Origin of the sequence: Chitinophaga fulva (assembly GCF_012927205.1) — a bacterium.
Classification (GTDB): domain Bacteria; phylum Bacteroidota; class Bacteroidia; order Chitinophagales; family Chitinophagaceae; genus Chitinophaga; species Chitinophaga fulva.
The window spans coordinates 1535852-1562679 of sequence record NZ_JABBGC010000001.1 but is presented as its reverse complement, the minus strand read 5'-3'; the positions used below and the strand labels follow the sequence as shown (position 1 = coordinate 1562679).

22 protein-coding genes are annotated in these 26828 nt (G+C 48.9%); 11 read left to right on the top strand and 11 right to left on the bottom strand.

Features of this window, described 5'->3' with window-relative positions:
• Positions 1 to 132: 132 nt before the first annotated feature.
• From pheT to HHL17_RS06600, 7 genes are all read left to right on the top strand, one after another.
• Complete coding sequence (gene pheT, locus HHL17_RS06630; RefSeq protein WP_169223969.1) at positions 133 to 2583, top strand: phenylalanine--tRNA ligase subunit beta; 2451 nt, start codon at positions 133 to 135, stop codon at positions 2581 to 2583.
• A gap of 107 nt (positions 2584 to 2690) precedes the next feature.
• The gene (locus HHL17_RS06625) at positions 2691 to 2996 is read left to right on the top strand and encodes a hypothetical protein (protein WP_169223968.1); all 306 of its coding nucleotides are present in this window, start codon (positions 2691 to 2693) and stop codon (positions 2994 to 2996) included.
• A 19-nt stretch (positions 2997 to 3015) separates the two neighbouring features.
• Positions 3016 to 3309 (top strand): cell division protein ZapA, encoded by a 294-nt coding sequence (locus HHL17_RS06620; protein WP_169223967.1) that lies wholly within the window; start codon positions 3016 to 3018, stop codon positions 3307 to 3309.
• Between the two features lie 170 nt (positions 3310 to 3479).
• Complete coding sequence (rny, locus tag HHL17_RS06615; protein WP_169223966.1) at positions 3480 to 5045, top strand: ribonuclease Y; 1566 nt, start codon at positions 3480 to 3482, stop codon at positions 5043 to 5045.
• A 129-nt stretch (positions 5046 to 5174) separates the two neighbouring features.
• Positions 5175 to 5789, top strand: a complete 615-nt coding sequence (locus tag HHL17_RS06610) for a 3-keto-disaccharide hydrolase (protein WP_169223965.1) — start codon at positions 5175 to 5177, stop codon at positions 5787 to 5789.
• A 9-nt stretch (positions 5790 to 5798) separates the two neighbouring features.
• Positions 5799 to 6587 carry an SDR family oxidoreductase gene (locus tag HHL17_RS06605; protein WP_169223964.1) on the top strand — a complete coding sequence of 263 codons (789 nt, stop codon included), beginning with the start codon at positions 5799 to 5801 and terminating at the stop codon, positions 6585 to 6587.
• Positions 6588 to 6614: 27 nt separating this feature from the next.
• Positions 6615 to 6830, top strand: a complete 216-nt coding sequence (locus HHL17_RS06600) for a hypothetical protein (protein WP_169223963.1) — start codon at positions 6615 to 6617, stop codon at positions 6828 to 6830.
• Positions 6831 to 7046: 216 nt separating this feature from the next.
• On the opposite strand, the gene scpB is transcribed toward HHL17_RS06600, so the two are convergent.
• The 5 genes from scpB to HHL17_RS06575 form a co-directional block, all read right to left on the bottom strand.
• Positions 7047 to 8210 (bottom strand): SMC-Scp complex subunit ScpB, encoded by a 1164-nt coding sequence (scpB, locus tag HHL17_RS06595; RefSeq protein ID WP_169223962.1) that lies wholly within the window; start codon positions 8208 to 8210, stop codon positions 7047 to 7049.
• 104 nt (positions 8211 to 8314) lie between these two features.
• A complete protein-coding gene (gene atpG, locus HHL17_RS06590; RefSeq protein ID WP_169223961.1) occupies positions 8315 to 9199 on the bottom strand; it encodes an ATP synthase F1 subunit gamma in 885 nt (294 codons plus the stop codon).
• Positions 9200 to 9390: 191 nt separating this feature from the next.
• The gene (locus HHL17_RS06585) at positions 9391 to 9972 is read right to left on the bottom strand and encodes a DJ-1/PfpI family protein (protein WP_169223960.1); all 582 of its coding nucleotides are present in this window, start codon (positions 9970 to 9972) and stop codon (positions 9391 to 9393) included.
• A gap of 110 nt (positions 9973 to 10082) precedes the next feature.
• Positions 10083 to 11705, bottom strand: a complete 1623-nt coding sequence (locus HHL17_RS06580; RefSeq protein WP_169223959.1) for a RagB/SusD family nutrient uptake outer membrane protein — start codon at positions 11703 to 11705, stop codon at positions 10083 to 10085.
• A gap of 24 nt (positions 11706 to 11729) precedes the next feature.
• Positions 11730 to 14732, bottom strand: a complete 3003-nt coding sequence (locus HHL17_RS06575; protein WP_169223958.1) for a SusC/RagA family TonB-linked outer membrane protein — start codon at positions 14730 to 14732, stop codon at positions 11730 to 11732.
• A 782-nt stretch (positions 14733 to 15514) separates the two neighbouring features.
• On the opposite strand from HHL17_RS06575, the gene HHL17_RS06570 reads away from it, so the two are divergent.
• Together HHL17_RS06570 and HHL17_RS06565 are read left to right on the top strand one after the other, a co-directional pair.
• Positions 15515 to 16882 carry a 3-keto-disaccharide hydrolase gene (locus HHL17_RS06570; protein ID WP_169223957.1) on the top strand — a complete coding sequence of 456 codons (1368 nt, stop codon included), beginning with the start codon at positions 15515 to 15517 and terminating at the stop codon, positions 16880 to 16882.
• A 115-nt stretch (positions 16883 to 16997) separates the two neighbouring features.
• Positions 16998 to 18770, top strand: coding sequence for a DUF885 domain-containing protein (locus HHL17_RS06565; protein ID WP_169223956.1), 1773 nt, complete (start codon positions 16998 to 17000; stop codon positions 18768 to 18770).
• A 120-nt stretch (positions 18771 to 18890) separates the two neighbouring features.
• Here HHL17_RS06565 and HHL17_RS06560 read toward each other — a convergent pair whose 3' ends face one another.
• Positions 18891 to 19037, bottom strand: coding sequence for a hypothetical protein (locus HHL17_RS06560; RefSeq protein ID WP_169223955.1), 147 nt, complete (start codon positions 19035 to 19037; stop codon positions 18891 to 18893).
• A 25-nt stretch (positions 19038 to 19062) separates the two neighbouring features.
• On the opposite strand from HHL17_RS06560, the gene HHL17_RS06555 reads away from it, so the two are divergent.
• Complete coding sequence (locus tag HHL17_RS06555; protein ID WP_169223954.1) at positions 19063 to 20400, top strand: Gfo/Idh/MocA family protein; 1338 nt, start codon at positions 19063 to 19065, stop codon at positions 20398 to 20400.
• Position 20401: 1 nt separating this feature from the next.
• Here the strand turns inward: HHL17_RS06555 and HHL17_RS06550 are convergent, their stop codons facing one another.
• Positions 20402 to 21097 carry a hypothetical protein gene (locus HHL17_RS06550; RefSeq protein ID WP_169223953.1) on the bottom strand — a complete coding sequence of 232 codons (696 nt, stop codon included), beginning with the start codon at positions 21095 to 21097 and terminating at the stop codon, positions 20402 to 20404.
• A gap of 214 nt (positions 21098 to 21311) precedes the next feature.
• Here HHL17_RS06550 and HHL17_RS06545 point away from each other — a divergent pair, with 214 nt between their 5' ends.
• Entirely contained in the window at positions 21312 to 22100 is a 789-nt protein-coding gene (locus HHL17_RS06545; RefSeq protein WP_169223952.1) for a sulfite exporter TauE/SafE family protein, read from the top strand.
• On the opposite strand, the gene HHL17_RS06540 is transcribed toward HHL17_RS06545, so the two are convergent.
• The 4 genes from HHL17_RS06540 to HHL17_RS06525 all read right to left on the bottom strand — a co-directional run bounded on the left by HHL17_RS06540 (position 22090) and on the right by HHL17_RS06525 (position 26598).
• Positions 22090 to 22449: an MmcQ/YjbR family DNA-binding protein gene (locus HHL17_RS06540; RefSeq protein ID WP_169223951.1), complete on the bottom strand. Its 360-nt coding sequence runs from the start codon at positions 22447 to 22449 to the stop codon at positions 22090 to 22092. The two genes, HHL17_RS06545 and HHL17_RS06540, sit on opposite strands and share 11 nt — an antisense overlap.
• Positions 22450 to 22778: 329 nt before the next feature.
• Positions 22779 to 24143: an alkaline phosphatase family protein gene (locus tag HHL17_RS06535; RefSeq protein WP_169223950.1), complete on the bottom strand. Its 1365-nt coding sequence runs from the start codon at positions 24141 to 24143 to the stop codon at positions 22779 to 22781.
• A gap of 86 nt (positions 24144 to 24229) precedes the next feature.
• Positions 24230 to 25444 (bottom strand): metabolite traffic protein EboE, encoded by a 1215-nt coding sequence (eboE, locus tag HHL17_RS06530; RefSeq protein WP_169223949.1) that lies wholly within the window; start codon positions 25442 to 25444, stop codon positions 24230 to 24232.
• Positions 25441 to 26598, bottom strand: coding sequence for a 3-dehydroquinate synthase (locus HHL17_RS06525; RefSeq protein ID WP_169223948.1), 1158 nt, complete (start codon positions 26596 to 26598; stop codon positions 25441 to 25443). Before HHL17_RS06525 ends, eboE begins: the two co-directional genes overlap by 4 nt.
• Between the last annotated feature and the right edge of the window lie 230 nt (positions 26599 to 26828).

Sequence of the window (26828 nt, the reverse complement as noted above, 5' to 3'; positions counted from 1 at the left end):
CAGCTGCCGGGAAACCGCTGTTCATCCCTTCTTTAGAATAATTTTCCCGGCAACCTCCGGCTAAATCGGTAATTCGCAATTCGTAATTTGTAATTCTTTAACTTTACGCTTCTTTATAAACCAAGCAGACAAATGACGATTTCATACAACTGGCTTTGTGAGTATTTGCCGGTCAAACCTACACCGGAGGAACTGTCCACCATCCTGACAAGAATAGGCCTGGAAGTTGAGAGCCTTGAAAAGTTCGAGGCGGTAAAGGGCAGTCTGGCCGGCTTGGTGATTGGTGAAGTGCTGACAGCCGAAAAGCATCCCAATGCTGACAAACTGAAACTGACGACAGTAAACACCGGTAATGGTGAGCCCCTGCACATCGTTTGCGGCGCTCCCAACGTAGCTGTGGGCCAGAAAGTAGTAGTAGCCCCCATCGGCACTACCATCTATCCGCTGGATGGCGAGCCCCTGACCATGAAAAAAGCAAAAATCCGTGGTGAAGAAAGCCAGGGAATGATCTGTGCTGAAGATGAAATTGGCCTGGGCAACAGCCACGCCGGTATCATGGTGCTCGATGCCTCCCTGCAGCCCGGCACACCAGCTGCCGACATATTCAAGCCGGTACAGGACTGGATTTACGAAATAGGCCTCACCCCCAACCGTATGGACGCCATGAGCCATATCGGTGTGGCAAAAGACGTGTGCGCTTTCCTCAATAACCTGGAACATACCAGCAAATACCAGGTACAGCTGCCGGAAATAAAAGCCCTGCCAGCCGCAGCGGCACCTCTTCCGATCAGTGTCACCATCGAGAATACCGATGCGTGCCCGCGTTATGCCGGCATCAGCATCACTGGCGTTACCGTGGCGCCCTCCCCGGAGTGGCTGAAAAACCATCTGCAGGCCATTGGTGTACGTCCCATTAATAATATTGTGGACATCACCAACTTCGTACTGCATGAAACCGGTCAACCATTGCACGCTTTCGATGCAGCAGCGATCAAAGGCAATGCAGTCGTGGTGAAAAACCTGCCGCAGGACACTGTTTTCGTTACCCTTGATGAAAAAGAAAGGAAACTGGACGCCACTGATCTGATGATCTGTAACGGCGCAGGTGAAGGCATGTGTATTGCCGGTGTTTTCGGCGGACTGCATTCCGGTGTGAGCAACAGCACGCAGAACGTCTTTCTTGAGAGCGCCATTTTTGCGCCCGGTGGTATCCGTACCACTTCTTTCCGGCATGGCCTCCGTACCGATGCAGCCACCCGCTTTGAGAAAGGCGTGGATATCTCCAACGCCGTATTTGTGCTGCAACGCGCGGCAGCATTGATCTGTGAACTGGCCGGCGGTAAAGCAGCATCAGAAATTATCGACATATATCCGTCTCCCAAAGTGAAAACACAGGTGGAAACCACCTATGCTTATATCCACAAACTCAGCGGCAGCCAGTACGCACCGCAAAAAATCAAAAACATCCTGAGCAGCCTGGGCTTCGAGATCATCTCCGAAACCATCGATGTAATGGCGCAAACCCCGGAGAAACTGCGTGTAGCCGTACCTTTCAGTAAACCAGACATCAGCCTGCCGGCCGACCTGGTAGAGGAAATTATGCGGATAGACGGGCTGGATAATATCGTTATACCGTCCCACATCACCATTGCCCCATCCATGGCTTCCCAGCCGGATGAAGAAGGTATCCGCGAGAAAGTGGCGAACTACCTGGCTGGCAACGGTTTCAATGAAATTTTCACCAACTCCATCACCAACAGCAAATACTATACGCCGGAGGTACTGGAACATACCGTGAAAATGATGAACAGCCTCACCGTGGAACTGGACGTCATGCGCCCATCCATGCTGGAAACAGGACTGGAAAGCATTTCACACAACCTGAACCGTAAGAATGAAGACCTTTTCTTCTTTGAATTCGGGAAAACCTATAAAGTACTGGAGAAAGGGTATGCCGAGAACAATCATCTCGTATTATACCTGACCGGTAAACGTACCGCAGAGACCTGGATGCATAAATCCACTCCGGTGGATTTCTACGACCTGAAAGGGTTTGTGGTAAACGTCCTGAAACAACTGGGCTACCAGCAGTTCCAATGGGTTGAAAGCACCGAAGCTGGTCTGCTGCCTGCCTGGGAAATAAAGGTCAAAAATCAGGTGGTAGTGACCCTCGGAGGCGTTACTACACAGAAACTGAAGCAGTTCGATATCAAACAGCCGGTATGGTTTGCCACTTTTAATTGGGATAAAATACTCGGACTGTTGCAAAAAAGTGATAACTTTTACAGAGAAATCCCCCGCTTCCCTGCCGTGAGAAGGGACCTGGCGCTGGTGCTTGATAAACAGGTGCGATTTGCGGCCGTAGAGGCTGCTGCCCGTGCAGTGAAATCACCACTGCTGCAGGACATCAACCTTTTCGACGTATTTGAAAGCGAGAAGCTGGGAGCCAATAAAAAATCGTACGCAGTAAGCTTTACCTTCCTGGACACCCAAAAAACCCTGACTGACAAGGAAATCGACGGGGTAATGGACAAGCTGGTAAAGACTTTCGAAACACAGTTACAAGCTGAAATACGGAGATAATTTTCGATTTTCGATTTTTTGATTTACGAATTTGAGGGATTGATCACATTCGTTTAAATTCCAAAATCCGTAAATCAAAAAATCGAAAATAGTATCAATTGTTTAAAATGGTATTAGAGCAATACATTCAACGGGTAGAAGAAAAGCTACAACTGCTGGTGAAAAGACTTCACCAGGTGCAGTCGGAGAATGCATCGCTAAAAGAAGAGGTCAACCAACAACAACAGGCACTGCAACAACAACAGCTGACCATACAGGCAATGGAAGACAAACTGCATCTGTCGAAGATTGCAGCCACCGCCCAGGGAGGCGCCACAGCAACAGAAGACGCAGCCTTTAAAAAAGAGATCCGGAACAAAATCAATGAGTATATCAAAGAGATTGACCGGTGTATCGCCTTATTAAACGGCTGATATAAAATAATTTCAACATATGGAACAACTCATTCCCATCAATATTGTGGTATCTGACCGCTCTTACCGGATCAAAATACGGCCGGAAGAGGAGGAAGAGGTACGCCGTATTATGAAAGAAGTGAATGAGAAAATCGTTGATTTTAAGACTTCCTATGCTGGTAAAGACCAGCAGGACTATATTGCTATGGCCCTCATTATGTACGCTACCCACCCGGGCACCAGCGGCGGCAAGGCACAGGCCGTTACTGCCCCCTTTCTGCAGGAAAAACTGGAAAAGCTGGAAGAAATCATCAACCAGGCATTGGGTTGATCACTTTACCCGTTGCTAAACAACGACTTAGCTAATTCGTTAATTATCACGTATTAAACACGCTTTACTGCTATTTTTTTGTATTTTCGCGGGTCAGTTCTCGCCCCTGTCGCGTTTTAGCAGTGACTTGGGTATGAGGATACTACATAAATCAAGTATAAATAATTCATATGGATGTTACACTTTATACGACAATAGCTGCAGTAGTGGCATTGGTCTTAGGAATAGTGCTAGGTAAGGTGATATTTGCCAAAAACACACAGCAAAAAATTGATGAAGCTGAACAACAGGCTAAAAAAATCGTCGCCGATGCACAGGTTAGCGCTGAAAATCTGAAAAAAGACAGGTTACTCGAAGCAAAAGAGAAATTCCTGCAATTGAAAAGTGAGCATGAGAAAGAGGTCATGCAGCGCAACCAGAAAATAGCGGAATCAGAAAACCGCATCAAACAGAAAGAGCAGTCCGTTAATCAGAAAAACGAACAGCTCCAGAAACACATTAATGAGAACGAAGCGATCAAAGAAACGCTGAACCGCCAGATGGAACTGGTCACCATTAAGCGTACCGAGCTCGAAAAACACCAGGAAGAGCATATCCGCCGCCTTGAAAAAGTAGCCGGCCTCACTGCTGAAGAAGCCAAACATCAGCTGGTGGAAAGCCTGAAAGAGGAAGCCCGTTCCCAGGCGCTGTCCCATATTCAGGAAATCATCGAAGACGCCAAGCTGAAAGCCAACAAGGAAGCGAAGAAAATCATCATTCAGTCCATCCAGCGTACTGCTGCCGAGCAGACCATCGAGAACACCATCACCGTGTTCACCCTGGAAAGCGACGAAATCAAAGGCCAGATCATCGGCCGTGAAGGACGTAATATCCGCGCTATTGAAGCGGCTACAGGCGTTGACCTCATCGTGGACGACACCCCTGAGGCTATCGTACTGTCTTCCTTCGACCCACTGCGCCGTGAAATCGCCCGCCTGTCCCTCCAACGCCTGGTACAGGATGGCCGTATCCACCCTGCCCGTATCGAAGAAGTGGTAGAAAAAACCAAGAAACAACTGGAAGAACAGGTAATGGACATCGGTGAAAGAACCGTGATAGAACTGGGTATCCATGGCCTGCATAAAGAACTGGTGCGACTGGTAGGTAAAATGCGTTTCCGCTCTTCCTATGGTCAGAACCTGCTGATGCACTCTAAAGAAACAGCTAACCTGTGTGCGGTCATGGCTGCGGAACTGGGCCTCAACCCCAAACTCGCCAAACGCGCCGGCCTGCTGCACGATATCGGTAAAGTACCGGACGAAGAAACTGAACTGAGCCACGCCCTCCTCGGCGCCAAACTGGCTGAAAAGTATGGTGAACATGCCGCTGTGGTAAACGCTATCGGTGCTCACCACGATGAAATGGAAATGCAATATGTGATTTCCCCGATCGTTCAGGCCTGCGACGCCATCAGTGGCGCCCGTCCCGGCGCCCGCCGCGAAATCATGCAGAGCTACCTGCAACGTATCAAAGACCTGGAAAACCTGGCCCTCTCTCACGAAGGTGTGGAAAAAGCCTACGCCATCCAGGCCGGCAGGGAATTGCGTATCATCGTTGAAAGTGATAAAGTATCCGACAACGATGCTGACCGCCTGTCCTTCGAAATTGCTAATAAAATCCAAACCGAAATGCAGTATCCGGGTCAGATCAAGGTTACTGTTATCCGTGAAAAACGTGCAGTAAACATCGCCCGTTAATCATTCTGATTTAGATATCTGGAATTTTGATATTATATTGGAGTCCTCCGGCCAACACCGGGGGACTTTTTTTATCCGGTGAACAACGAAACCACGTTTAAAACTCATCTCAAAAATCCAATAATCTATATGAAGCGGTCTTTTTTAAAATTTGTATTGGGTGCCGCCCTTGTACTGGGCACCAGCAGCGCTTTTGCACAGAAAGCCCAGTCCCTGTTCAATGGTAAAAACCTGGATGGCTGGAAAATACACGGTACTGAAAAATGGTATGTGGATAAAGGCGAATTAGTCTGCGAAAGCGGCCCGGATAAAGAATACGGTTATCTTGCCACCGACAAAAAATATCAAAACTTTGAGCTGACGGTTCAGTTCAAACAGGAAGCCAATGGCAACAGCGGCGTGTTCTTCCACTCTTCCCTGGAGGGCACTAAAATCGCCGGCTGGCAGGCTGAAGTAGCACCACCTAACATGCATACCGGCGGTATCTATGAGTCTTACGGCCGCGGATGGCTGATCAAACCGGAGGCAGACAAGGAACAATACCTGAAAATGGGAGAATGGAACACCATGAAAATCCGCGTTGACGGAGATCAGGTGACCACCTGGCTCAATGGTCATGAAATGATCACCCTGAAAGACGAAAAAATCGGCTCCATCGATGGTCAGATCGCCCTGCAAATTCACTCCGGCGGTGGTATCAAGGTAAAATGGAAAAATATTAAACTGGTTCCCCTGAAGGGATAATACAACCTTATGTCCTACCAAGACCAGGTGATCTTTATTACAGGCGCCAGCTCCGGTATAGGCCGGCAGCTGGCGCTTTTGTTAGCGCAGGAAAAAGCGCGGCTTATCCTCGCCGCCAGACATGCAGCCACCCTCGAAGCCGTGCGACAGGAATGCCTGCAATACACACCTTTCTGCGAAATCCTGACCATGGACATCACCCTGCCCGAACAGGTTGATGCCGGCGCTGAAAAGGCCTGGCAGCTGTACGGCCGGATAGATGTGCTGATCAACAACGCCGGTGTCACACAACGCTCTAAACTGATCGATACGCAGGTATCTGCCATCCGGCAATTAATGGAGGTCAACTTCTTCGGTCCTGTAATGCTCACCAAAGCCCTGTTGCCTTATTTTCAGCAACAGCAACACGGCCAGATCGTCGTTATCAGCAGCATGGCCGGATTAATGGGCTACCCCTGGCGCTCCGGCTACAACGCCGCCAAACATGCGCTGCAAGGCTATTTTGAAACCCTGCAAACAGAACAGCCCATTCCTCAGTTACATACCACCATCGTTTGTCCGGGCCGTATCCAAACCCCTATCACTTATGCCGCCATCACTGCAGATGGCTCCCCCTTTGGCAAAATGGACCCTGGTCAGGCACACGGTATCCCCGTAGAAAAATGTGCCCGCCGCATTATCACGGGCATGCGCAAACGAAAAAAGCAGGTGCTGATTGCCCGGGAAGAAAGGATATTGTTATGGTTCAAACGTTTCTTCCCACCACTGTTTTATTTTATTTCCCGGAAAGGGAATTGATATCACGCTACCTCAACCATCGTACAAATGGATTATTACGAAACAACCTTTAACCTCGACGATGACATGCCGGCAGCAGCATGGGAAAAAGTTATAGCTGTATATGAACAACTACCGGGATGGGTCGGCTTTTCAAATGGCATTCCCTTTTGGTTTGGGACCAACGAAAATGAGAAACACATCAGCGCTTCTGTAGAGCCATCGGGGTTACTGGTAGGCGCCTATATGGCAGAAGTAGAGTAGCTGCAATGGGTGGAAATCTTTCAGGAAATAGCAACACGGGAACTGAACTTCCCGGTCAAAAATGCCGAAATTTAGTAGAAAATGCCACTTTTTTCGAAAAACACCGTCTTTTCATGAGTACTATCTATCATCCAGATAGCAAGACATTTTGGCAATCAGCAGGCATTAACATCGCGCGAAGCGCATAAAAAAGCCTGCAAAAAGCAGGCTATTATATTAGTCTTTTTTATCTGTATCTTCGTTGGTTGAGCTTTCATCCTCATCCTCATCCTCATCCTCATCCTCATCCTCATCCTCATCCTCATCCTCATCCTCATCCTCATCCTCATCCTCATCCTCATCCTCATCCTCATCCTCATCCTCATCCTCATCTTCTTCGGATATAGTTTCATCATCTTCTGAAGGAAGCTCCATGGCTTCTTCTACGATACCATCGGGATCTTTGTCACTGTCCTCATTTTCCACCGGTCCCTGACCGCCGGGGGCTTCATCTGCTATAGAAGGCGTTTCTTCCTGCTCATCGGTGGCAGTGGCGGCATTTTCCGGGGAGGAAGCTTCGGGAGCCACGGCGTCTTCCGGGGCGGGGAGCTCCTCGGTGGTATCTTCTTCGGTGTAGGTATTGAATGCGATGATTTCATCGTCCGGCTCGGCCTCTTCATCTTCTGCGGCGGGCACCTCCGGGGTTTCCAGCCGGTCCAGTTCATGATCGGGGTCCAGCAATTCGCCGTCTTCGGAGACCATCAGGGAATGGGATGTTTCCGGCACTTGCACATTATCCCCGCGACCGATAGTAGCGGTTTCGTCATTGATGAGCGTGGGCTGTACGAGATCTTCCTCGAAAAGTTCTTTCAGTTTGGGCAGATCGGCAGCGGAATTGATACCGAAATAATCCATGAATGAGCGGGAAACGGTATACAGCAGTGGCTTACCGGGCAGGTCTTCGCTGCGGCCGGAGATCACGATCAGTTCTTTTTCCAGCAGTTTCTGAATGGAATAGTCCGTGCTCACGCCGCGGATGTATTCAATTTCTCCTTTGGAGATAGGTTGACGGTATGCGATGATAGCCAGTGTTTCGAGGGCAGCGGTTGACAGGCGTTTCAGGAATTTATCGCCGTTAAGTTGTGCTACGGTCTGATAATATTCCTTTTTGGTCATGAATTGATATCCGCCGCCGCTGCTTCTGATTTCAAAGGCATAAAACTCGGAGCTGTATTTCTCCCTGATGGCTTCCATGGCTGCTTCTACCTGCTCCAGCGTAGCGCGGTCTTCCAGGAATGCCAGCGCGTTATTGAGCAACTCCACTATTTCCAGCAGGGGTAAGGGCCGGTCGGCTGCAAAAATTAGTGCTTCCACATGTGGGATGAGCTGTGATATTTCCATGTTGCTATCAGAGGTGTGAATTACAAAAAAAGGTCAAAGACTAAAAATACAGTCTTTGACCCTAATCTGAAAATATTTCAATATTCAGTATTGACGTAGTGTTATCAACCTGCCAGTGCAGCAGCACCGCTCACGATCTCAGTCAGCTCGGTGGTGATGGCGGCCTGACGGGCGCGGTTGTAAGAGATCTTCAGGGAACGCAGCAATTCCTGGGCATTTTCAGTAGCCTTGTCCATAGCGGTCATACGAGCGCCATGTTCAGAAGCGTGAGAATCCAGTACCGCTTTGAAGAACTGGGTGTTCAGGATTTTCGGCATCAGTTCAGCAATCAGCACTTCTTTCTGTGGTTCAAAGATGAAATCAGCTTTCAGGTTGTTGTCTTCTTTGCTTTCCACTTTAGCGATGGGCAGGAATTGTTCAGAAACATATACCTGGGTAGCAGCGTTTTTGAATTCGCTGTAGATGATTTCCACCGCATCGTAAGTACCGTTGATAAAACCGTTCAGTGCTACAGAAGCCGCTTCTTTCACGTTTTCGAAAGTCAGGCTGCCGAACAGCTGCCAGTATTTGTCGATTACTTTATAACCGTTCTGGGCAAAATGCTCGTATCCTTTTTTGCCGATAGGCAGTATTTCTACTTTACCCTGCTCAAACTGCTCCTGGTATTTTTCACGGATCACGCGTTTCGCAGTTTTGATCAGGTTGGAGTTGAAGGCACCGCACAGACCTCTGTCTGAAGTGATCACCACAATCAGTACTTTTTCAACCTCACGTTGTGCTGCCAGGGGAGTGGCGATATTGCCTTCGCTGTTGGAAACAATATTCTGCAGCATCTCCTGGAGTTTCAAGGCGTATGGACGCATCAGTAAAATAGCATCCTGTGCACGTCTTAATTTCGCAGCACTCACCATTTTCATGGCTTTTGTGATCTGCTGACCAGATTGAATAGATTTGATTCGGTTACGAACTTCTTTAAGCTGTCCGGACATATATTTTAATCAATTACGGAATGACAAATTACTTTGACGATCATGCATCCAGGCAGTTGATTTCCTGAATTTGGCTGCAAAGGTAAGCAATGAAGGTATAATTTGAAAATCCGTTAAGAAGATAATTAAACCTTTCTTTTAAATGCTAATTATCAACATTATATGAATAATAAAATATTAAAATAATAAAGTTATAACGTGATCGTGGTGCCCAGTACCTGGAGAAACGCAGCGATCCATTGTGGGTGGGCTGGCCATGCCGGCGCAGTCACCAGTTTGCCGTCTACTACAGCTTCCGTCACATTAACAGACACATAGGTCCCACCGGCAGCAGTTACCTCCGGCGCTACAGCAGGGTAAGCGGTCAGTTTTTTGCCCCGTACCACATCGGCGGCGGTCAGGATCTGGATACCATGACAAACAGCTGCCACCGGTTTATTTTCCGTAAAGAAATGCCGGGTCAGCTCTATCACATTTTTATTGAGCCGCAGGTATTCAGGCGCTCTTCCGCCGGCAATCACCAGCGCATCGTAGTCTGCCCCTGATACATCGGCAAAGGAGGCATTGAGCACAAAACCATGACCGGGTTTCTCTGTATAGGTCTGGTCACCCTCAAAATCATGGATAGCTGTTTTTATCTTGTCGCCGGCAGCCTTGTCGGGGCATACCGCATGTACCTCGTGCCCAATCATCTGCAGCATCTGGAAAGGTACCATGGTTTCATAATCTTCCGCAAAATCTCCTGTCAGTAATAAAATCTTCTTCTGTGCCATATGGTTATATTTTTAAGTTCTTCAATATACACAAAATAACGGTATAAACGCAGACGCTCCGGACGTTTTGCCCGGAGCGTCTGTTAAGAAATCATGAAGTGATAACGTGATTAGTAACCAGGATTCTGTGGGAACGGCGTAGATGATCTGTCTATCTGGTCCTGCGGGATAGGCCGCAGCAGATGATGGGGATCAATATTCGCCGATGCCTCCGGATTGTGCATGCGCACTCTCTCCAGCAGCTTACCGGTCCGTTTCAGGTCAAACCAGGCCAGCTGCTCTCCAATCAGTTCCCGGCCTCTTTCATCGAGCAGGAAGTCGATATTGATATCGCCGGCGGTGATTTTCATCGCCTCCTGGTGCACCTGGGTTTCAGCCGGCGTAGTACCCTGACGGGCAGCTCTCATCCGCACTATGTTCACCATATCGGCGGCTCCCTGTGCATTACCCAGTTTATAAAGCGCTTCGGCGGCGATCAGATAGGTTTCTGCCAACCGGAAGGCGATAAAGGGCCTTACACCGGAAGCCTGGTTATCGGGGCGCAGCGCGTCTGCGAATTTATTCAGGGAAGGGTACAGTTTTTCGGTGTACTTATTTGAGCCCACCAACAGATAACGTTTGCTGGCCACTTCCGCCGGTGTAACCAGGCGGCCCGGCATGTATACGGCGGTGTCGCCCAGGTTCATCACCCAGGGAGTGGTAGTGGGTTTATTCACAAACCAGACGGTGGTGAACCATTTCTGGTAACGCGTATCATGCACCCGCTCCTTGTAAAGCGTATCGATCAGGAAGGCGGTAGGACGGAAACGTTTCCACGGCGTACCATTGGGCAGATCGCGCTGCATACCGTTCAGCACATCGTACTGCATGAGGAAAAAACGGCAGGCATTATTGTCCGGCGATGCATACAGCGGGTCTGTTGTATACTGGGCGGCGAAGATAGTTTCTGTATTGTTTTCATTGCCCTGCGCCCATACTTTTCCCGGATCATCCAATAATTTAAAACCATAGTTCTTGATCACGCCTTCTGCGAATTTATCCGCATTCGCATAATCATCAGGCTTCGCATCAGGCGAAGTGGCGCGGGTGAGGTATACCCTGGCCAGCAGGTGTTCTGCAGCCGGCTTGGTAGCGCGGCCCCATTCACTCTGCGTTGGCGGCAGGTATTGGGCTGCCTTTGTCAGATCGTCGATGATAGCGTCATACACTTTAGTGGTGCTGTCGCGGGTAGCGGCTGTATTGATTTCTTTATTTTCGTGTAGCCGTAAGGGTATGTTCCCAAAAGTCTGCATCAGCAGGAAGTGGTAATGCGCCCGGCAAAACAGCGCTTCTCCCACTCCCTTGAATTTAGTGGCCGAATCCAGTCCACTCACCTTATCTGCACGGTCTACCGCCACATTACAGTTATTGATGGACTGATACAGGCTGTTCCACAATTCCCGCACGTGGTCGTAACGGGCATCCAGCTGTGAAGTATACTGGTTGGCAAATTTAAAGTTACCGTCGGAGCCGTTGGTGTAGGTATCTGTTCCTGCTACACTGAGGGTCATGCCCCGTTCTGTGCTGTAGAAAACACGCATACCGGCATAACCGGCATTAACGGCGGTGGTGAAACCGTTCCGGGTATTATAGAAATCATCGGTTGTACTGGTGACTACATCTTCGTCCAGCATTTTGTTACACCCTGTACCAGCGAGTGCTGTTAATGCTATTGCCCACAAAATATTTTTCATGTTGAATGTTTTTGATTGAAAAAATTAGAACCGTGCATTCACACCAAACTGCAGCATCCAGGTAGCGGGTGCGTCAATACCAATTACGTTCACGTCTTCAGGATCTACTCCTTTGTATTTCTGCCTGTAAGGCGCCAGGATGAGTGGTTGTTTTACGCTCACATTAAAGCGCAGGTCCTGCATCTGCATACGTTTTACGGTAGCTTCCGGCAGCGCATAAGAGAGTGATATGTTCCTTATTTTAAAGAACGAGCCATCGAAATAGCTGAGGGACTGGTAATTGATCGGACGTTCCTGGTTATTATTGGGCCGTGGGAAATCGTTGGTTGGATTAGTGGGTGTCCAGTAGTTGATGTTCAGGTTATTGAAACGGCCGAACAGCGTGTTGGTGTTTTGGTAGAAATCACTTTTGATCATACCGCCTACACGGGCAAAAGCCACTACAGACAATTCAAAGTTTTTATAGGAAACCCGCTGGGTCATACCGGCAGTCCAGTCAGGCTGCGGCGTACCGAGTATTTTACGGTCACTGGCATCGATTTTTTTATCGCCATTGGTGTCTTCTACTTTGATTTCTCCGGGTTTGGGTTTGTACTGGAGACCATCGGTTTTATCATTGGTTTGCCAGATGCCGATTTTGTTATAATCGTAGTATACGTATGTAGGCTGACCAACAAACCAGCCGTTGCCGATATCTTCTGTTTTACCGCCCATCAGTTCCAGGATTTTAGACCGGTTGCGGGAGAAGTTCACGTCCATGCTCCAGTTAAATCCTTTCGGGTTGTCGATGATGATGCCGGACAGTGCTACTTCCCAGCCAGCATTGCTGGTAGCGCCTACGTTCTGCAGCACGCTGTTGAAGCCGTTGCTGTAGGGCAGCAGGAAAGGCATGAGCAGGTCTGTGGTCTTCTGTTTGTAGAAATCGACAGTACCGGTTAACCGGTCTTTAAAGAATCCGAAGTCAAGGCCTGCATCGAAGGAAGTGGTGGTTTCCCAGGTAAGATTGGGATTACGCAGCATCTGAGGCGTATAACCGAGTACACCTTTTCCGCCGAAGGAATAAGGGATACGGGCCAGTGCTCCTTGTGTAGCATACGGGTCTATACCGGTATTGCCTATACGGCCGAAGCTGGCGCGCAGTTTCATATGGCTGATGTTACGGCTGTTCTTGAGGAATTGTTCATTGCTCATGTTCCAGGCTGCGGCAACAGAGGGGAAATAGCCCCATTTATGACCGGGAGCAAAACGGGAAGAGCCGTCGGCGCGCATCGTAAGCGTTACCAGGTAGCGGTCATCATACCCGTAGTTGAGACGTCCCATGTAAGACAGGATAGTCCAGGTACCGAGGCTGCTGCCTACACCGGTAACGTTCATCGCCTGACCGAGGTTGTAGTATTCCTGTGCTTCTACCAGCACACCGCGTACGTTGGCAGTAGTACTGTCGCCTCTTTGTCTTTGTACGCTATACAGACCTGTGAAACCGATGTTGTGTTTTTTGTTGAAAGTTTTGTTGTAGGTGACCACGTTTTCCACGGTGTATGCAATCGTTTCGCCACTGGTTTTAGAAGCAGTAGCATCGCCACCGCCGACCAGGAGGTCGAACGTATTTTTGCCCTGAAACAGGCCGTAGTTGTATTGCGAGATATCCGGTCCAACGTTCAACCTGTATTTAAGGCCGTCAATAATTTCCACTTCACCATAGAGACTGGTAAAAAGACGGAAACGTTTGCGGTTTTCTACACGCGCACCGGGCACATAGTCCAGCAAGGGGTTAGGCAGGTTACTGTCATTGTTGGGGAAGGTGATCAGGTTGCCGTTATCATCATAGGGAGATGAGATCGGCAGCATGCGGATGGCGTTGTTGATACCATTGTAGGTTTCTCCTTTGCGGTTACTATAGGAGGCCAGCATGGTAGCACCCACTTTCACGCGGGAGCCTATCATCTGATCGAGGCTGATATTGATATTATAGCGCTCATAGCTTTGTAGCTTCAGCACGCCCTGGTCTTTGAAGTAGCCGAGGCCGACAGCATATTTTGTTTTTTCCGTGCCACCGTTTACGCCCAGTGAGTGGTTGGTTTGATAGCCGGTAGACAGGAGCAGTTTCTGCCAGTCGGTATTGGTCCCTTTCTGGATGCCGGCATATTCCTGTGGAACAAAGATGGCCTTGTCGGAGGAGTCGCGGTTATTATCGTTATACCTGCCGATGGTGCGGTAAGCTTCGCGGCGCATGTCCGCAAACTGGGCGCCGTTCATCAGGTCTGTTTGTCCGAGGTTTTTAACCATGCCATAGGAGCCGGAATAGGTAACTATCGGCCGGCTGACTTTACCACGGGTAGTAGTGATCAGCACTACACCGTTAGCGCCACGGGAGCCATAGATAGCCGTTGCAGAAGCATCTTTCAGGATCTCCATGGACTGGATGGTACCCGGGCCGATGTCATTTAAGCTACCGGAGTACGGGATACCGTCGATTACGTAGAGCGGATCGTTGCCCGCAGAGAGGGAGCGGGTACCGCGGATGCGGACAGTAGGCTCATCACCTGGTTTGGCGCTGTTGCTGATTACGTCCACGCCCGGTGTGCGGCCTTGCAACGCCTGTTGCGCGTTGGTCACCGGAACTTCCTGGATGGCTTTACTGCTGACAGAAGCGATGGAGCCCGTCACGTCTTTTTTCTTTTGTTGACCGTAGCCAACGACAACAATTTCTTCCAGTTTTTTCTGGTCTTCCTCCAGGGTGATGCTGATGACACCACGTCCTGAGATGGGTTCTTCATGCCGGATATAACCGATGAAGGAAAAAACCAGTACGGCATTGGCGGAATTGGCGACATGCAATTTAAAGTGTCCATTGGCGTCGGTTTGCGTACCGGAAGTACCGCCTTTAACAGCTACAGTAACGCCTACCAGGGGAGTTTTATCTTTTGCCACAACATTCCCCTCCACCTGTTTGGATTGTGCTTGAGCAAGCTGATGGCATAGCAGCAGGCATAACGCTGCAAAACATAAGCGTGAAATCCTATTCATAACGTTATCAGTTTTTCTAAAAAATGGAATTGGGTACTAACTTATCCAGCCCAAAATAATAATTATTTGCAGAGATGCAAACGATTGCAATTCAAGAATGCAAATTTTTTGCGGGTAAAGAGGAAAAAGCGGGTAAGAAGCGTTGACAGCAAGGAGTATTGTAGTTTTTGGAGCTGGACAATTTTCTGCGATATTTTTTCAACGTGTTTTGGATGAAGCTTTTATACAGGTATTTTTTTAAGAGATTGTTGGGTGATTTGTATAGGAGGAATTTTTTGGGAAGAAATTTAGCAGGTCGTTTGTAAGATTTTCAGGAAGATTGACAACTAATATATCAACCTTTACAACTTGAGGAGGCTTTGGATAAGAATTTTCCCGAGGGGATTTCGGAAGGTTGCCTGTAAGGTTTTCAAAAAAGATTCACTTCGGCATACTGCAGGCCATATGTTCATTACCGTTAGAAGGAGGTCTACAGATGCTTTCTCAGGATCTTACTGATGACATCTTATTCCAGTCCGACTATTGATGAGTTTTCAATTCCGGGAAAGCGCTCATCTGGCCAGATTCCGGAAATAGCTGCTTCCTGCTGATTCCTGAGAATGGAACCTGCTTATTCAATCCGCAATAGTGTCATTTAGCCAGGTTCCGGAAATAGCTGTTTGTTCCATCCCTACCAAACCCAACCACTCCTTTTTTCTCTAGAAAAGGTTTTTTCTTTGCAATCGGTTGTAAAAATCATTTTCATTGTTTATTTTGACACCTTTATTCCAGTATAAACAGTTATGAAAAAGACGATTTTATTATGCGGCAGCCTGCTTTGTATGTACGGCAGCCTGTTTGCTCAAAAGGGCCAGTGGCAAACACTTTTTAACGGTAAAGACCTGAAAGGCTGGAAACAGCTGGGAGGCAAGGCCGTATATAATGTAGAAGGCGGGCAGATAGTAGGTACAACCGTGACCGGCACCCCCAATTCCTTCCTGGCCACCGATAAGGAATACGGAGATTTCATCCTGGAGCTGGAATTCAAACTGGGCGCTCCTTTTAATTCCGGCATCCAGTTCCGCAGCCAGAGCCGCGAAGATTATCAGAGCGGCCGCGTATTTGGCTACCAGATGGAGATAGACCCGTCTGACCGTAAATGGAGCGGTGGCGTCTATGAAGAAGGCCGCAGAGGCTGGCAATATCCGATGGAATTAAATCCTGCCGGACAAAATGCCTTCAAACCGACTGACTGGAACAAGTACCGCATTGAATGCCGTGGCAATGAAATCCGTACCTGGGTGAATGGCGTCCCTACCGCACACCTGGTGGATACCGCACTACCTAAAGGTTTCATCGCACTGCAGGTACACGGCATCGGTAAAAATGCAACCGACGAAAACAAACATATCTACTGGAAAAATATCCGGATCATAGACAAACCGGCGGCTTCCCAGTATTCTCCCTATGATAATATCTATGTGGTGAATAATGTGGATAACACCATTTCCGGTCAACAGAAAAAGAACGGATATCAACTGCTTTGGGACGGTAAAACCTCCAAAGGCTGGAGAGGCGCCTACAGAAAGGATTTCCCGGCTTCCGGGTGGCATATGCAGGATGGCCTGCTGACCATCATGCATTCCAATGGGGATGAAGAAGGCAGCGGCGGCGATATCGTCACAGAAAAAGAATATGCCGCTTTTGAGATGGAGTTTATGTTCAAACTCACGCCCGGAGCGAATAGCGGAGTTAAATATTTCGTAAATGAATCATATGAAACCGGCGGTAAATCAGCTATTGGACTGGAATACCAGGTATTAGATGATGAAAAACACCCTGATGCCAAGCTTGGACGCGACGGAAACCGGACCCTGGCGTCACTTTACGACCTCATGACAAGAAAACAGGAAAAACGTGCCCTGTTACCTATTGGAGATTGGAACAAAGGTCGTATTATTGTGTATCCAAATAACCACGTAGAGCACTGGCTGAACGGTTTTAAAGTATTGGAATATGAGCGGGGCTCCCAAGCCTTCAAAGATCTGGTGGCGATCAGCAAATACAAAAACTGGAAGAATTTTGGTTTATGGCCGGTAGGACACATCCTGTTACAGGATCATGGTAATGAGGTTTCCTTTAAAAGCATTCGTATTAAAGTATTGAAATAAAATATTTTTTATCTTTTTTTTCATTGTTCACTGTTCTAAATAAGCATTCCGATTCTTCGGAATGCTTTTTTGTTGTTGGGATTTGATTAAATTGTTCACTTAATCCATACTCAACATGAAATACGCCTCTTTATTGTTAGTGGGCAGTTTGCTGGCCGCCACCTCCTGTCAGCAAAAAGGTCCCCACAACAGCCAACAAGCCTCGCGGGACTCCCTGCATCAGCTGGTGGAGCGCTATTACGATGGTAATATGGCCCTACAGCCGCTTCAAGCCACTTTCAACGGTGAAACAAAATACAACGATCAGCTGCCGGTAGATATCGGAGCTGCCTTCCGGCAACATGCCGACTCTTTCTTTGCTGCCTACCAACAGTCACTGAAAAACATCGATACTTCCGGGTTGTCCAGCAATGACCGCATCACTTATGACATGTTGCAAAGAGAGCTGGCGATCAACCGGGAAACACTCACGTATCATGACTACCTGATGCCGGTACAGCAGTTCACCTGTCTCCCTATCACCCTGGCACAACTGGGTTCCGGCTCTTCTGCCCAGCCTTTCAAAACAAAGAAAGACTATGAAAACTTCATGCATCGCATGGAAGGTTTTTCTGTGTGGGCAGATACCGCCATCTCCAACATGCGCCAGGGCATCGCCACCGGCTATGTATTACCGGAAAAACTGGTGATCAAAACACTGCCACAGCTGAAAGACCTGGCTAAAAAAGATACCGCCAACGTTTTCTACGCGCCGCTCAAAACACTGCCGGATTCGCTGGACGCTGCCACCAAACAGCAGTTGACAGCCGATTACACCGCAGCCATCGAAAAATATATCCTCCCGGCTTACGGGAAGCTGTATACTTTCATGCAAACAGAATACCTGCCCAAAGCCCGCAAAACCAGCGGCATTGAAGGTATTCCTGATGGAAAGAAATACTATGAATTCCTCGTCAGATACTGGACTTCCACCAACCAAACACCGGATGAAATCTATGCCATCGGTGAGCGCGAAGTAGCCCGTATCCGCGGTGAAATGGAAGAAGTGAAAAACAGCACCGGCTTCAAAGGAGATCTGACAGCCTTCTTCGCAGCAGTACGCAACGACAAAAAACTGCGCATTTTCAAAACGCCCGGCGCCATCCTCGATTCTTTCAAAGCGATCGAAAACAAAATCATGCCCGGTGTTAAAAAAATGTATGGTCATCTCCCTACATCCAAATTCGAGATCAGACAAACAGAAGCCTTCCGCGCAGCATCCGCCTCTGCTGAATACCAGCCTGGCAATCCGGATGGTTCCCGTCCTGGTACATTCTATGTACCCATCCTGAATGCAGCGGAATTTCCATACCCCGGCATGGAAAGCCTCTTCCTGCATGAAGCCATTCCCGGTCACCACTTCCAGTTCTCCCTGCAACAGGAAAATGACTCGCTGCCTAAGTTCCGCCGCTTTAATTGGGTGGGCGCCTTCGGCGAAGGATATGCGCTCTACTGCGAAAGCCTGGGTAAAGAACTCGGACTGTATACCGATCCGTATATGTACTTTGGCCGGCTGACCGATGAAATCCATCGTGCTATTCGTTTAGTCGTAGACGTTGGTATGCATCATAAAGGCTGGACCCGTGAGCAAGCCATTAAATACATGATGGAGAATGAACCGGTATCTGAACATGATGCTACCGCTGAGATAGAGCGTTACATGGTTATTCCCGGTCAGGCGCTGTCCTACAAAATAGGAGAGCTCAAAATCAGGGAACTGCGGGAAAAATATACCAAAGCACTGGGCGATAAATTCAGTCTCCCTGCTTTCCATGATGAACTGCTGAAAGATGGCTGCGTACCGCTCTCCGTGCTCGAACAGAAAATGGTGCGGTTTTATGGTCAGTAAGATGTTGTTGTAGGAATAATATCATTGCCCGGCTGTTATACGGCCGGGCAATTTTTTGGGGATAACACCTTCATTCGTGGTGACGTTGGTGCCCCAGGGCTGAAGTCCTGGGCTACGATGTTATTCAATGTCATTAACCGTTGTATTTTCTAATTTATGGGTATGCACACAGGCAATTTTTTTCACTTCACCACCCTTCATCAAAATTTTATATCCACCATAAATTTTTCTTGTTATTTTACCTTTGCAACCGATTGCTAAAAACATATTATTTCAATTGGAGAGATCCGTTATGAAAAGAAGAGACTTTATCAAAACCACTTCCTTGGCTGGAGTAGGGGCCGGGCTAACGATTCTGAACTTCCCGGTGTTCGGCAAACAGGCACCGAGCAATAAAATAGTGCTGGGCGTGATGGGAGTCAACTCCCGCGGTAACTGGCTGGCACAGGTAGCAGCCAAACTGCCCGGCGCCGAGATCGGCTATATTTGCGACGTTGAGGACGGTGCTATACAGAAAGGCCTGAAAGCCGTAGCCGGCGCCCAGGAACGTAAGCCCACCGTGATAAAAGACATCCGCAAACTGCTGGAACAAAAAGACTTTGATGCGCTGATCGTAGCAGCACCGGACCACTGGCACGCTCCTGCCGCTATCATGGGCACTGCTGCCGGCAAACACGTATATGTGGAAAAACCTTGTGCCCATAATCCGCATGAAGGTGAATTACTGGTGGCTGCAGCGAAAAAATACAACCGCCTCGTGCAAATGGGTAACCAGCGCCGCTCCTGGCCCAATCTGCAACAAGCCATCAAGGAAGTAAAACAAGAAGGCATCATCGGTAAAGTACATTATGGACGCGGATGGTATGTCAATGACCGGCAGCCTATCGGCACAGGTAAAAAAATACCGGTCCCTTCCACGCTCGACTGGGATCTGTGGCAAGGCCCTGCACCACGCAAAGACTATCTGGACAATATAGTACATTATAACTGGCACTGGCGCTGGCATTGGGGCACCTCAGAAACCTGCAACAACGCCACGCATGAACTGGACTGCCTCCGCTGGTTCATGGACCTGGAATTCCCAACGAAAGTGACTTCCGCCGGTGGTCGTTACTCCTTCGCAGGAGATGATTGGGAAACACCCGATACACAGACACTGAATTTTGAATTTGAAGGGAATAAAGCCATCGCCTGGGAAGGCCGCAGCTGCGACCCCTTCACCCTCGAAGGCAGCGGCCGCGGGTTCACCATCTTCGGCGAAAACGGTTCACTGTACAACTCCGGTGGCGACAGCTACAAGATCGTAGACAATAAAGGCAAAGTGGTAAAAGAAGTGAAACAGGCCGCTAATCCCAACCAAAGCGTTACCAACACGGTAAGCCCTGCCGGTGAATTCTACGATGCTGTTCACATCAACAACTTCCTCGAAAGTATCCGTGGAAAAGCAACGCTCAACTCAGAAATCAACATCGGTTATAAAAGCACGCTCCTCTGCCTGTTGGGCAACATTGCACAACGCACCGGCCGCGTCCTGCACACCGACCCCTCCAATGGCCACATCCTCAATGACAAGGAAGCCATGAAATTATGGAGCAGGGAATACGAAAAAGGTTGGGCGCCTAAAGTATAATTTATCGGTCCGCCTCCGTTTTAGGCAACAGGTATTTGGCGATGTCAAAACTGGGTGGGGGCGGGTCTTCTATATAAGCGCTTTCAATTGCTTCGCGGGAAGGGTACAGCTTAAACCCTTTCTGCCATACCGGTTTGGAACGGTCTTCCTCCTCCAGGCCCGGTGTAACCTCCAGCTTCAGCTTGTGGAATACAGCAGCGAGGCAGTTTTCCAGCCGCGGCGCATTCTGCTCCGCCAGCCCTATCTGCCAGTTGTAGTTATCGGCATCATCCAGCACTACCGGTACCCAAATGGTTTTGGCAGTAGCTATTTTAAAACTTCTCTCTGTAAACCGCAGATCTGCCACCTGTACCAGGTCTTTCTGCACAGCCTCTTCTCCATTGGGCAACTTCACCACCCCGTGGCCATAGATGGACAATTTCTGCTTGATAACCCGCGAACGCACCCACTGCCGGATTTCCGCCACAATATCATCGATGCCGGTACCGGAAAACTCAAACTTCTTCGACCGGTTCACGTTAACAGGTATTAATAACTGCGCCGCATGCAATATCTCGAGTACTCGGTGGACATCCTCAAAAATCCGCTCATCGGGAACGCCGATCGTATTGTAATCTTCATAGATGTGCTGGTCCGGATCCCTGTACAGCCATTGTAAGGAATAATCAGCATTGGGGAAATCCACTTTTTTTGTCATATCACAATTTAACTGCTATTCGTTAGCGGTATGAAAATAACGAATATTCACTTCATTAGTTTTATAGACTAGCAATAAATATAATATATTGTTATCTCCCATAACTTATAGTTATCGTTATTATTAATGAATGCCCCCTATTTTTGATAAACCTGTAATTGAGACAAACCAACCACCAACCATTAGTTTGCACGTTCCCGGAGGGATGATTTGAATGGAGTATTTACAACAATCCAACTACCTGTCAGTATTGATCATAGGGGTAGTAGTCGGCTATTTATCGGGCCTGTTAGGCAAAGGCGGCAGCGCCATCAGCACCCCTGCGTTACAAATTTTTGCGGGCGTCAATCCTTTTTTTGCCCTCGCTTCGCCGTTACCGGCGTCTATTTCCAGCACACTTTCTGCCACAGCGGTCTATAGCCGTGAAAAGCTGTTCAACAAACGGGTGGTATTATTAGGTGCTGCATTCGGGGTACCAGCCACCGTGGTGGGTTCCTGGTTCAGCAGTTACCTGCCGGGTAAAACACTGATGCTGCTGACAGCCCTATTCATTGTGACACTGGGAGGCTCCCTGCTGTATTCCTACCTGCGTCATAAAGGTTCTTCCGTGGAAACGCCAGTCAACAGTGAGGATATCAAGGCTTCTCAAATTGTGGGCGCTGCTTTGTTCATCGGTTTTCTGTCGGGCCTGCTGGCCAATGCGGGAGGTATTCTGTTCAGCACCTTCTTTATCCGACGTCTGAAGATGCCCATCAAACAGGCACTGGCCTGTGCAGTTATTCTGTCGGCGGTACTTTCCGTTCCCGGCGCCATCACACACTGGTGCCTCGGGCATATTGACTGGAATATTGCGCTGCTGCTGTCCCTCACCGCTTTTCCGGCATCCTACCTGGGCGCCAAAACAGCGGTAAAAATGAAAACCCCGCTACTGGAAAAGATATTCGCGGGCACACTGGTGGTCTTTGGGCTGTACGATATCTTCTTTACGCTCCTCAAGCATTGATCTTCTGCATTTTCTGGATCGCTTCCTGCTCATAAGAGGGCAGCGTTCCGAGAATGAGGTCATAAGCTTCGTGCAGGAAATGCTCCAGTTCCGGACCAGGCATCACATCTTCCTGTTGCAGCTGTACCCAGTGATAACGTGCCAGGTGCGGCGCAGGCACAATACCTCTCTTGGCAATCAGCTGGTGGTAATGGCTGGTGGTGCATTTGAAAGAAACACGGCATGGCGGGTCAGGGGAAATCATGCAAAACAATTTCTCTCCTACAAAAAATCTCAGTTCGTTATCCCACTTCTTATCAGTGGTAACAGCCGGTAAAGACCGGCAAAAATCAAGGGCATTGTCAAACATAGCAGCAGGTTTAAAACATAGTTTATATTCCCGTTTTTCTGAACGGCTACCTCAATAGAATCTGGCCACAAATAAACATATAAAAATATGTCACACTGTGGAATGGGTGTTCGCTGTAAATAGAGATGAAACTGCTCTATAAAAATAACGAATTAATCGGAGAAAATAACGCACCAAAAACGTACAGAAGCGGGGAATTAACGAGATTTTAATGCAGGGTTGCCAGATCCCCGGCAGTGGCGGGAAAAGAACTCCTGTGCTGCCAGCTTTCCGGCCAGCAGCAGTCAACAGATCAGGATACAGCCGTATTTATACTTGTGGGGGATGATTTAATCAACCAACTGGTTCCATATCACCTCGTATACGTCGGTCGCTTGTAGCTGGTTTTGTTTGAAAGGTTGTTTGTTGATGACCACTGCATGGTTTGCGGGATTCTCCTCGAGACGGCCATGCGAGCCCTTGATCAGTGTGGCATCCAGCGGAATAACGTTCATCAGGTAACGGAACCCGAGCTTTTTCTTCAGCAGTTTGGCGGCCGCTTTCAACTTGATCAGCGGGTCTGCGGGATTCATAAACATTTCCACCGGATCATATCCCGGTTTACGGTGAATGTCGACGATACGCGCAAAATCCGGCGCCTTGTTGTCGTCCAGCCAGTAATAGTAAGTAAACCAGCTGTTGGCATCGGCCATCAGCACCAGGTCGCCGCTGCGTTCGTGATGCATATGATGCTGCCTTTTCCCTTCGCGGTCCAGCACCAGCTGTACACCAGGTATTTTCTGAACGATGTCCCGTACTTTTTTATAACAGGAAGGATCATTTACATAAATATGCGCTATCTGGTGGTCTGACACGGCAAAAGCTTTGGAAGCGCCGGCATCCATCAGTTCCAGGCCTCTTTCCACACGTACGGCGATCAGCCCAGCCTCACGCAGAACGCGGTTGATATGCACAGGATGATTGACATTGGTAATGCCATACTCCGACAATACGATCGGGTCGCAACCTTTTTGCTGGTAATAAGTGATCAGCTGCCGGCATACCCCATCGATCTCCTGCAGCTCTTTAGCGATGCCGGCAGGGTCCTGCCCGAATTTCTGCAGGCAGTAGTCGAGGTGAGGCAGGTAGATGAACGTCAGCGTGGGGTCATGGCGTTTATCGGTCAGGATGGTAGCGTCAGCGATCCATTGCGAAGATTTGATATTGGCGGTAGGTCCCCAGTAGTTGAACAGCGGGAAAGGCCCCAGTTCCTGCGTCAGATAATCACGCAGGTCACCCGGAGTGGTATAACAGTCCGGTATCTTACGACCGTCCGACAGGTAGTTGGGACGAGGTGTCAGGGAATAATCCACATCGGCGTACATATTGTACCACCAGCACATCTGTGCGCAGGTAAAGGAAGAGTCCAGACGGCGGGCTTTCTCCCATATTTTGGCAGATTCCACCAGTTTGTTGGACTGTTTCCAGAATTTGATCTCACAGTCGGTACGGTCATACCAGCCATTGCCCACAATACCATGTTCACTCGGCCACTTACCGGTCAGATAGGTACTCTGCACCGAGGTGGTCACAGCAGGCAACATAGGGGCTACAGTAGCCACATGCCTTTGCTGCGCATATGCTTTCAGAAAAGGCATGTGCTCCAGCAGTGCGGAAGATAATCCTACAACGTCCAATACGACTGTTTTTCTCATAGATACAACCAACGTTTCTTTTTCCGGTATAAAGCTATTAATTCAATTATGAATTACAAATTCCGAATTGGAAGAGTAACTCATCCCTATCCCATGATGATCTTTTTAATCCAGTTCAGTTCTCTTGACACAGACACCGCCATTTCTTCCTTTAAGCCCTGTGGCAGCACATCCCAGGTATAGGTTTCCACTTCCATATGAGCCGTAAAGGGTTGTTGCCGCTGCAAAGTCAGTACCTCCACAATATCTGACTGGGTGGAATGCAGCACTTCAAACCTGTCAGCAAATACAGGCACATGGAAATGAGAACGCCATTCCACAACGTCTGTATTACCGGCGTCTTCCAGCGCCTGCGGCAGGTCAGGGTAACGTACCAGGGAACCGTCTGTTTTTCTGCCGATCACCTGATGCAGGTAAACAGGCTCGTTAAAAGGCCGGAAGGCATCGATCACTTTTTTCCGGGCAGCTGCTTCTGCAGGCAGATCTGCCTTCAGGGCTGCGCTGATCTGCAATTTACCCACTTTAAGGCCGTAAAGCCGCAGCTGTTCCAGTACCACCTCAGGTGCTTCGTATTCGAGCGCAAAGTGGCAGACATCATAACAAAGCTGTACGTGATTTTTGATAATGGCAGCCGCTTCGGCTTCGTCCACACGCAGTTTGTCCATGATAAACGGGATACCTGCCGGCAGCAGCGACTCCATGTACCAGCTGATATATTCCGCCGTATTTTCGAGCAGGCCGTCAGGCTCGGGCTCCACGTCGAGGTGCATCAACGGGCCGCCGCCACGATGGATGCGTGCCAGCTGCTCTACTACAAGCAACATATTCAAAGTAGCACTCTCCGTGAAAGAATTTTTTTCTTCTTCACAACGGTTGCACCAGTATTTGTAAGATAAAGGAGACGTGGAGATGCCCCCTTCCATACCTTCCGGCAGCAATGCTGCCAGCAGGCGGAACAGCCGGATGATATATGCCACCCTGTCGGCATCCGTCCAGTCAGGCGTATGTACCTGGTCTTTCACCACGGTATCGTGAAAACCGCCATAGGGAAAACCATTCATCGTAAATACGTAACAGTTTTCCTGTTGCAGCCATGCTTTGAAAGCCTTCAGGTTTTCTTCCTTTGTCAATTCCAGGCTGGCGGTATTGGCCAGGCGCAGGCCGATGCCGAAAGGCTGATCGGGCGCTACCTGTTGTTTGACGGCAGGTATGTATTTCCGGAGTTGTGCAAAGTGGTCTTCCCACTTTTCCCCGGGATGGATATTGGTACAGTAAGTCAGGTGTCCGTATGCTGTTTTCATGACTGTAGTTTTTGGCAGATGTCTGCTGCTTTGTACAGCATATCCAGATCTATATGATGTATTTCTGCGCCTCTTCCGATAGCCCGCAGCAGCGAGACAGTGAGCTGTCCGCCGAGGTGCTCGCGGAACTCTTCCAGTCCGGCGATCACCGGAGATGGTTCGTCATCCTGCTTTTGCAGCAGCGGATGCCAGATGGGCAGCTGCATGGCCTTCAGCACATTGACAATACGGAGCATAGCTGCTTCATCGATCCATCCTAACAGGCAGGAATACACGCTGTCGAGTGCAATACCGATGGACACTGCTTCTCCATGCCTTAGAGAGAAGTCTGTCAGCTGTTCCAATTTATGCGCGCTCCAGTGCCCGAAATCGAGCGGGCGTGCCGAGCCGCTTTCAAACGGATCGCCGCCACCGCCGATATGCGCCATGTGCAGTGCCGCACAGCGATAGATCAGTTCCTCCATGGCGGGCATGTCGCCACCGGTAAGGGCCTCCGCTTTTTTCTCCATCCATTCAAAGAAAGGAGCATCCCTGATAAGCGCTACTTTCACCGCTTCCACCATACCGGAGCGCCAGTCGCGTCCGTCCAGCGTAGCCAGGAATGTGCTGTCGTTAAACACCGCTGCCGGCGGGGCAAAGGAGCCGAGGAAGTTTTTCTTGCCTTTATAGTTAATACCGTTTTTCACTCCCACACCGGAATCATTTTGTGATAATACGGTAGTGGGTATACGGATATGTTTCACGCCGCGGTGGGAGATGGCCGCCGCAAAACCAACAAGGTCGAGCAGGGACCCACCACCAATGCCAATCACATAAGAGTGGCGATCGATGCCATGCTGATCGATGGCATCCACGAGGGAAAACAGCTGTGACAAATCATTCTTCACGCTTTCTCCACCGGTGAGCGTGATCATTTCCGGTGCCAGCCGGAAGCCGCGCACCTGCATCAGGTAATAGGAAATCTTTTCGGCGAGGCCGGGATGGCTGGCAGCTACGCCTCCATCGAGGACCACCAGCAATTTTTTCTGAAAAGCCGCTTCGGCTTTAGATTCCAGGAAGGCTGACAAACAGGTATTAGCCGGATCAAATAAATCTCTTGAAAAAAAGACCCTGAACGAAAAGTTAACGTCGAATTGTTGTTGAATGTACTCCATGGCATTGTTCCGCTTGCATCAATCTAAAAAAAATTCAATAGCCTTTAAAAGTACACATAAAAATGAGATATTTCCATAAAGAATAAGGCTCCGTGAACGGAGCCTTTTTTGGGGTTCTACCTGTTTGTTGTTATCGGTATGCAATAGAGAAATGGTTCATTACTGGATGCAAAGAAACCCGGTTTACAGGGGGTATTTAACGGTACAAACCATTATTTTAAAAAATGCGT